The sequence below is a fragment of the Streptomyces africanus genome, from assembly GCF_002150735.1.
In the GTDB taxonomy this organism is placed as follows: Bacteria; Actinomycetota; Actinomycetes; order Streptomycetales; family Streptomycetaceae; genus Streptomyces; species Streptomyces africanus.
This window is the reverse complement of sequence record NZ_MUKA01000473.1, coordinates 1-4,919: the sequence shown is the minus strand read 5'-3', so window position 1 is coordinate 4,919 and position 4,919 is coordinate 1. Positions and strand designations below refer to the sequence as shown.

Annotated in this window: 5 protein-coding genes and 1 rRNA gene; 1 reads left to right on the top strand and 5 read right to left on the bottom strand. The window is 72.7% G+C overall.

Annotated elements, in window-relative coordinates:
• Positions 1-104, top strand: a 5S ribosomal RNA gene (gene rrf, locus CCL05_RS40120); the annotation flags it as partial.
• 78 nt (positions 105-182) lie between these two features.
• Here the strand turns inward: rrf and CCL05_RS40115 are convergent.
• The 5 genes from CCL05_RS40115 to CCL05_RS40095 all read right to left on the bottom strand — a co-directional run.
• Positions 183-1,493, bottom strand: coding sequence for a DUF58 domain-containing protein (locus tag CCL05_RS40115; RefSeq protein ID WP_086565527.1), 1,311 nt, complete (start codon positions 1,491-1,493; stop codon positions 183-185).
• Positions 1,493-2,482, bottom strand: a complete 990-nt coding sequence (locus CCL05_RS40110; RefSeq protein WP_086565526.1) for an AAA family ATPase — start codon at positions 2,480-2,482, stop codon at positions 1,493-1,495. The genes CCL05_RS40115 and CCL05_RS40110 overlap by 1 nt, the downstream gene beginning before the upstream one ends.
• Positions 2,482-3,678 carry a DUF4350 domain-containing protein gene (locus CCL05_RS40105; RefSeq protein WP_086565525.1) on the bottom strand — a complete coding sequence of 399 codons (1,197 nt, stop codon included), beginning with the start codon at positions 3,676-3,678 and terminating at the stop codon, positions 2,482-2,484. The genes CCL05_RS40110 and CCL05_RS40105 overlap by 1 nt, the downstream gene beginning before the upstream one ends.
• Positions 3,675-4,388, bottom strand: a complete 714-nt coding sequence (locus CCL05_RS40100) for a DUF4129 domain-containing protein (protein WP_086565528.1) — start codon at positions 4,386-4,388, stop codon at positions 3,675-3,677. Before CCL05_RS40100 ends, CCL05_RS40105 begins: the two co-directional genes overlap by 4 nt.
• 61 nt (positions 4,389-4,449) lie before the next feature.
• Positions 4,450-4,919: glycerophosphoryl diester phosphodiesterase membrane domain-containing protein (locus CCL05_RS40095; protein ID WP_208641724.1), on the bottom strand; the 470-nt coding region annotated here is incomplete at its 5' end.

The following is a 4,919-nucleotide window of genomic DNA, read 5'->3' as shown; positions in this document are numbered from 1 at the left end:
GCGTAGGGGAAACGCCCGGTTACATTCCGAACCCGGAAGCTAAGCCTTACAGCGCCGATGGTACTGCAGGGGGGACCCTGTGGGAGAGTAGGACGCCGCCGAACAATTATTGGGAAAACCCCCGCATCTTCGGATGCGGGGGTTTTCTGCGTTTATGGGCCTCTTGCGAGGGGCCCTTACCGTCACAGGCGTCCAGCCGCCTTCAATGCCAAATACGCGTCTGCCAGTGCCGGCGCCAGGTCGTCCGGTGTCGCGTCCACGACCGTCACGCCGTGGCGGCGGAGTTGTTCTGCCGTGCGATGACGTTCGGACTGGGCCTGGGCGGCTGCGGCTGCCTCGTACACGGCGTCGACGTTTCCGCGGGCCTTGGCCATTTCGGTGATGTGCGGGTCCGCTACTGATGCCAGCAGGACCGTGTGGCGCTGGGTGAGCTGGGAGAGGACCGGGAGGAGGCCCTCTTCGATGGGGGCCGCGTCCAGGCTCGTGAGGAGCACGATCAGGGAGCGGCGGGGGGACGTGCGCAGGGCTGTGGCCGTGAGGCCTCGGGCGTTCGTTTCGACGAGCTCGGGTTCCAGTGTGGCCATGGCGTTGACCAAGGACGGAAGGACGTCGCCCGCCGTGCGGCCCTGGACGAGGGCGCGGACTTTGCGGTCGTAGGCGAGGAGGTCGACGCGGTCGCCGGCGCGGGAGGCGAGGGCTGCGAGGAGCAGCGCCGCGTCCATGGAGGCGTCGAGGCGGGGTGCGTCGCCCACGCGGCCTGCCGAGGTGCGGCCGGTGTCGAGGACCAGGAGGATGTGGCGGTCGCGTTCCGGGCGCCAGGTGCGTACGGCGACCGTGGACTGGCGGGCGGTGGCGCGCCAGTCGATGGAGCGGGTGTCGTCGCCGGGGACGTACTCGCGCAGGCTGTCGAATTCGGTGCCCTCGCCGCGGGTGAGCAGACTGGTACGGCCGTCCAGTTCGCGAAGGCGGGCCAGTTTGGAGGGCAGGTGCTTGCGGCTGGCGAAGGGGGGCAGGACGCGTACCGTCCAGGGGGCTTTGTGGGTGCCCTGGCGCGAGAAGAGGCCGAGGGGGCCGTAGGAGCGGATGGTGACCCGGTCGGCTTGGCGGTCGCCTCGGCGGGTGGGGCGCAGGCGGGTCGTCACGCGTCGGCGTTCGCCCGCGGGGACCGCGAGGCGATGGCGGGAGGCCGCCGTTTCCATGCCCGGCTGCCAGGCGCTCGGCGGCCAGGCGTCGCGGAGTCGGGCACGCAGGGGGCGGCGGGACGGGTTGGTGATGGTCAGGGTCACGTCCGCGGTGTCGCCGAGGCGCACGGAGGTGTCGCCGGACCGGGTGAGCCCCAGGCGTCGTACGGGGGCGGCCAGGGCGAAATCGCAGGCGCAGGCCACGGCCAGGGGCGCGTTGACCGCCAGGATGCCCGTCCAGCTGGGTTCCCAGATGCCTACGGGGAGGGAGCCCAGGGCTGCGAGGAGGGCGGCGCGTCCGGTGAGTGCCATCAGCGGGGGACGGGGACGTGGGAGAGGATCGCGTTGATGACGGAGTCGGCCGTCACGCCTTCCATTTCGGCCTCCGGGCGGAGCTGTACGCGGTGGCGGAGGGTGGGGAGGGCGAGGGCCTTCACGTCGTCGGGGATGACGTAGTCGCGGCCGGTCAGCCAGGCCCAGGCGCGGGCGGTGGCCAGGAGGGCCGTGGCGCCTCGGGGGGAGACGCCCAGGGTGAGGGACGGTGACTCGCGGGTGGCGCGGCAGATGTCGACCACGTAGGCGGTGATCTCCGGGGAGATCGTCGTCTTGGCGACGGCGGCGCGGGCTGCTTCCAGGTCGGCTGGGCCCGCCACGGGGCGTACGCCGGCGGCGTGCAGGTCGCGTGGGTTGAAGCCCTCGGCGTGGCGGGTGAGGACGTCGATCTCGTCCTGGCGGGAAGGGAGGGGGATGGTGAGTTTGAGGAGGAAGCGGTCCAGCTGGGCTTCGGGGAGGGGGTAGGTGCCCTCGTACTCCACCGGGTTCTGGGTCGCGGCGACCAGGAACGGGTCGGGGAGGGGGCGAGGGGTGCCGTCGACCGTGACCTGGCGTTCCTCCATGGCTTCCAGGAGGGACGACTGGGTCTTGGGAGGCGTGCGGTTGATCTCGTCGGCGAGGAGCAGGTTGGTGAAGACCGGGCCGGGCTGGAAGGAGAACTCGGCGCTGCGGGTGTCGTAGACCAGGGAGCCGGTCACGTCGCTCGGCATCAGGTCGGGGGTGAACTGGACGCGCTTGGTGTCGAGTTCGAGGGCGGAGGCGAGGGCGCGGACCAGGAGGGTCTTGGCGACGCCGGGGACGCCTTCGAGGAGGACGTGGCCGCGGCAGAGGAGGGCGACGACGAGGCCGGTCACGGCGGGGTCCTGGCCGACCACGGCCTTGGCGATCTCGGCGCGCAGGGCCTCCAGGGCGGCTCGGGCGGCGCCCGGGTCCCCGGTCTTCCCGGCGTTGTCAGTGGTCGGGTCCATCATGGACGGCGTACCTCTCTTTCGAGGGCGTCGAGTCGGTCGGCGAGTGCGATGAGTGCTGCGTCGTCGCTGGGCGGTGGCCCGAAGAGCAGAGTGTGCAGGTCCTGGCCGTCGCCGTGGAGGTGGGCGGACAGGGCGGGGAGCAGGGCCTCGGGCGTGTGCGCCTGGGTGACGGGGACGCCTGTGAGGGGGGCGAGGCGGGTGCGGGTGGTGGAGCGAAGAGCGTTGGCCGCGCGGTCGCGCGCGTCGGCCTTGCGGTAGAGGCGGGCTCGGCCTTCGGCGGTTTCGGAGGCGCGGATCGCGACGGGGAGTTTTTCGGGCACGAGGGGGCCGAGCCGGCGTGCCCGCCAGAGGGCGGCCAGGGCTGCGGCGATGAAGAGTTGCAGGGTGCCCCAGAGCCAGCCCGAGGGGAGCAGGTCGAAGAAGCTGCGTTCGTCGTCGGTGCCGGTGGCCGACGTGTCGGAGAGCGAGGGGAGGTACCAGACCAGATGGGGGCGGGAGCCGAGGAGCTGGAGGGCGAGCGAGGCGTTGCCCTGCTTGTCGAGGCGGTCGTTGAGGAGGATGTCGGGCGCGCCGAGGACGACGGTGTCGCCGTCCCCGGTCGCGTCCGGGATGCGCAGCAGGGTGGCCAGGCGCTCGCTGGGGTAGCACGCGTCGGCGGTGAGGTGGGTGGTGGTGTAGCGGACGCCGCCCGTGTCGGCGGTGCCCGCGCGCCGGGCGGCGGGCAGGCCGCAGTCGGGGGAGAGCGTGGAGTCGAGGCTGGTGGCGGGGTCGGCGGTGACGCCGGGGGCGAGTCGCTCGACGGACGCGCTGCCGGAGGCGACCAGGATGGTGCGGCCGCGGGAGTCGGTGAACGCGTTGTGCAGCCGGGTCTGCTGACCGCGGGTCAGCAGGTCGGGGACGGCAACCAGGAGGGTCGTGTCCGGGCCTGCTGCGGCGGCTGCTTCGTCGAGGGTGGTGACCACGCGTGTGTCCACGCCCCGGTCGGCGAGGAGTTCGGCGACGGCGCGGCTGCCGCCCGGGTCGGCGGAGCGCGGGTCGAGTTCGCCGTGCCGGGCGTCGGAGCGGAGCACGGCGATCGCGATGGCCCCGACCAGGAGCAGCACGAGGGCGAGCGCGATGCCGCGCGCGCGGGTCCAGACCTGGCGGGCGGTGGGCGAGGCCGAGGTGGACGGGAGCGTGGCCTCGGTGGTCATTCGGCGGCTCCCTGGGGGCGGTTGGGGGCCGTGCTGTGGGCGCTGCTCGCGGCGAGCTGGGGTTTGGTGCGTTCCAGGTCGCGGTCGAGGTCGGCGATGCGGTGGTACGACTGCTCGGTCGCCGACCGGCCGCCGTATGTCACGTCGTCGAAGTCGCGGGCGGCGGCGCGCAGTCGGTCGGTGTGGGCGGGCAGGGCCCGGCCGGCTTCGGCGGCGGCCTCGTCGGCGGTGCGGCCGGGGCGGATGTCGAGGAGGGCGCGTTCTTCCAGGGCGCGGACGAGGGCGCGCATGCGTTCCTGGACGGCCTGGTTCCAGTGGCCTTGGGCGGCGTGTGCCTCGGCGGCCGCTCGGTGGTCGGCGGCGCTGCGGGGGCGGTCGTCGAACAGCGTGGCGGACGAGGTGGGTTGGCGGCGGGGGGTGCCCAGGCGCCACCACAGGGCGGCCAGGATCGCGACGACGGCCAGGATGATGACGGCCAGTCCGAGTGTTCCGCCGGGTGTGGCGGTCGAGGCGGCGTTGAACAGTTTGTCGAGCCAGTCCCAGAAGGCGTCGAGGGCGCGCTGGAACAGGCTGGGGTCGTTCTCGTGGTACACGCGCTTCGACAGCTCGCGCCGGGCCGCATCGCGCGCGGGGTCGCGCGGGGTGGTGAGCGGCGGTTCGTCGGCGGAGCGTGCCGACGGCAGCACTGAGGTGCCGTCGGCGCGCAGCATGGTGCGTATGGCGGCGCGTGGCAGCGCCGATGTGAGAACGTCCCCCGCCCAGCTCACCGCATCAGCTCCCCGGGACGGCGCCGGGGGCGGTGGAGCCGTAGTCCTGGACACCGGCGGCGCGGGCCAGTTCGAGGTCGAGGGCCTCGCGGCGGATGCGCTGGTCGATGTAGAGGAGCACGGTGACGCCGGCCGTGATCGGGAACGTGATCATGGAGCCGATCACCGCGCCGATGCCGCTGACGATGAGGAAGGTCCAGCCGAGGCTGGAGCCGCCGCTGTTGAGCCAGCCGGTGATGCCATCGCCGCTGAGGGCCGCGGCGAGGAAGGTGAACGGGATGACGATGATCGAGGCGACGACGTTCGCGATGATCGTGGCGAGCAGCTGGATGCCGAAGATCCGCCACCAGGTGCCCCGGACCAGCTTCGTGGAGCGGCTCATCGCCTTCTTGATGCCCTGCTTCTCCAGCATCAGGGCGGGCGAGGCCAGGGAGAAGCGGATCATCAGCCAGAGGGCGACGAGGCCGGCGCCGA

Excerpts from the sequence above, each read along its gene's own strand:
- CCL05_RS40115 (WP_086565527.1), bottom strand. The coding sequence starts at position 1,493 with ATGGCACTCACCGGACGCGCCGCCCTCCTCGCAGCCCTGGGCTCCCTC.
- CCL05_RS40110 (WP_086565526.1), bottom strand. The coding sequence starts at position 2,482 with ATGGACCCGACCACTGACAACGCCGGGAAGACCGGGGACCCGGGCGCC.
- CCL05_RS40105 (WP_086565525.1), bottom strand. The coding sequence starts at position 3,678 with ATGACCACCGAGGCCACGCTCCCGTCCACCTCGGCCTCGCCCACCGCC.
- CCL05_RS40100 (WP_086565528.1), bottom strand. The coding sequence starts at position 4,388 with ATGCTGCGCGCCGACGGCACCTCAGTGCTGCCGTCGGCACGCTCCGCC.